The sequence below is a fragment of the Catenibacterium sp. UBA627 genome (assembly GCF_002299355.1).
Lineage (GTDB): Bacteria > Bacillota_I > Bacilli_A > Erysipelotrichales > Coprobacillaceae > Catenibacterium > Catenibacterium mitsuoka.
In genome coordinates, this window is the sequence record NZ_DBPF01000074.1 from 12,083 (window position 1) to 14,234 (window position 2,152).

Annotated in this window: 3 protein-coding genes and 1 other RNA gene; 1 reads left to right on the top strand and 3 read right to left on the bottom strand. The window is 33.4% G+C overall.

Features of this window, described 5'->3' with window-relative positions:
- The 3 genes from B2S90_RS04955 to serS all read right to left on the bottom strand — a co-directional run.
- A partial coding sequence (locus B2S90_RS04955) for a nucleoside deaminase (protein ID WP_286696628.1) occupies positions 1 to 263 on the bottom strand: 263 nt, incomplete at its 3' end.
- A gap of 22 nt (positions 264 to 285) precedes the next feature.
- Positions 286 to 375, bottom strand: an RNA gene (ffs, locus tag B2S90_RS04960) — signal recognition particle sRNA small type.
- A gap of 61 nt (positions 376 to 436) precedes the next feature.
- Positions 437 to 1,723 carry a serine--tRNA ligase gene (gene serS, locus B2S90_RS04965; RefSeq protein WP_217106960.1) on the bottom strand — a complete coding sequence of 429 codons (1,287 nt, stop codon included), beginning with the start codon at positions 1,721 to 1,723 and terminating at the stop codon, positions 437 to 439.
- Positions 1,724 to 1,925: 202 nt separating this feature from the next.
- Here serS and B2S90_RS04970 point away from each other — a divergent pair.
- Positions 1,926 to 2,152, top strand: a 227-nt coding sequence (locus B2S90_RS04970; RefSeq protein WP_286696629.1) for a hypothetical protein, incomplete at its 3' end; no start/stop codon positions are given.

The following is a 2,152-nucleotide window of genomic DNA, read 5'->3' on the forward strand; positions in this document are numbered from 1 at the left end:
GCCCCTGTACACATCATACATGGTTCTAATGTTACATACATTGTACAGCCATCTAAATGCCATAAATCAAGATACTCACTTGCTTGATTAATAGCTAATATTTCAGCATGTCCTGTAGCCTTCTTTAAGGTTTCCTTCTGGTTATGTGTACGTGCAATGATTTGTCCTTCATAGACAATAATGCATCCAATAGGTACTTCATCTTCACTCATTGCGATTTCTGCTTCTTTTAATGCTTCAGCCATATATTCTTCATCATTCATGCTATGACTCCTTTTTATATAAAAAAAGTGCCATTACACACAAACAGAGGCCCTTAATGCTGCTACCTTCCGGTCCTGACATGGTTCAGACATGTTTATTGTAATGGCAAAATTGATTATAACATAATTATTATAAAATGCAAGAAAAAGGAGATTTTACATCTCCTTTCACATTATTTTTTAGGAACTAGTTTTTCAGTACCACCCATGTATGGTCTTAATGCTTCTGGAATAGAAACAGTACCATCTTCATTTAAGTTATTTTCTAAGAACGCAATCAACATTCTAGGTGGTGCAACAACAGTATTATTTAAAGTATGTGCGTAATACTTACCATCTTTACCATTGATTCTGATATTTAATCTTCTAGCCTGTGCATCAGTTAAGTTAGAACAACTTCCTACTTCAAAATACTTCTTCTGTCTTGGAGACCAAGCTTCAACGTCTAATGACTTAGACTTTAAGTCTGCTAAGTCACCAGAACAACATTCAAGTGTTCTTACTGGAATATCTAAAGATCTAAATAAATCTACAGTATTATTCCATAACTTATCAAACCACATCTTAGATTCTTCTGGTTTACATACAACGATCATTTCCTGTTTTTCGAACTGATGAATTCTATAAACACCACGTTCTTCAATACCATGAGCACCCTTTTCTTTTCTGAAACATGGTGAATATGAAGTATAAGTATATGGTAATTTGTCTTCATCTAATAATTCACCAATGAACTTACCAATCATTGAATGTTCAGAAGTACCAATTAAGTATAGGTCTTCTCCTTCAATCTTATACATCATGGCATCCATTTCTTCAAATGACATAACACCATTAACAACATTACTTCTAATCATATATGGTGGTACACAATAAGTGAATCCACGGTTGATCATGAAGTCTCTTGCATAAGCTAATACTGCAGAATGTAATCTCGCAATATCACCCATTAAATAATAGAAACCATTACCTGCAACTCTACCTGCTGCATCTAGATCAATACCATCAAATGATTCCATAATATCTGTATGATATGGAACTTCATAATCAGGTACTACTGGATCACCATACTTAGTGATTTCTACGTTTTCGCTGTCATCTTTACCGATTGGTACAGTAGGATCTAAGAAGTTAGGAATCTTCATCATGACTTCTCTTAATTTATCTCCAGATTCTTTTTCAACTTCTTCTAATGACTTTAATTCTTCAGCCATTTCTCCAACTTTCTTCTTATTTTCAGCAGCTTCTTCTTTCTTCCCCTCACGCATGAACTGTCCAATTTCTTTAGACAATTTATTTCTCATACTACGAAGTTCAGATGCTCTTGTAATAGCAGCTCTATACTGTTTGTCTAATTCTAATGCTTCATCAACTAAAGGAAGCTTATGATCTTGAAACTTCTTTTTAATATTCTCCCTAACAGCTTCAGGATCTTCTCTTAATCTTGCGATATCAATCATATACAATCTCCTTGTTCATAGATTATTGTCATTATATACCATTATTCACTAATTATCTATAAAATCGGTAGAAAACTCCTACTTCTATCAAGTGGTAATAAATAAGTTTATTTTATAATCACATAAGTAATTTATGAGTAAAACATAGTATAAATAAATTGGAAACTTCTTTTCCTAAAACTATAGAAAGGAGCTAAAACATATGTATCTTACGGTAAAACAACAGGTAAAGCATCTGTCTAAGGAAGACTATCGTTCCATCAAGGAATTATGTCATATTGCGAAGAATCTCACTAATCAGGCAATCTATAACATCAGACAGCATTACTTTGCCCAAGGCAAGTATCTCAATTATGAGAAGAACTATGCACTTCTGAAGTCGTCTGATAACTATAGAACGCTTAATTCCAATATGGCACAGCAGATACT

Coding starts and splice junctions, on each gene's coding strand:
- serS (WP_217106960.1), bottom strand. CDS start 1,723: ATGATTGATATCGCAAGATTAAGAGAAGATCCTGAAGCTGTTAGGGAG.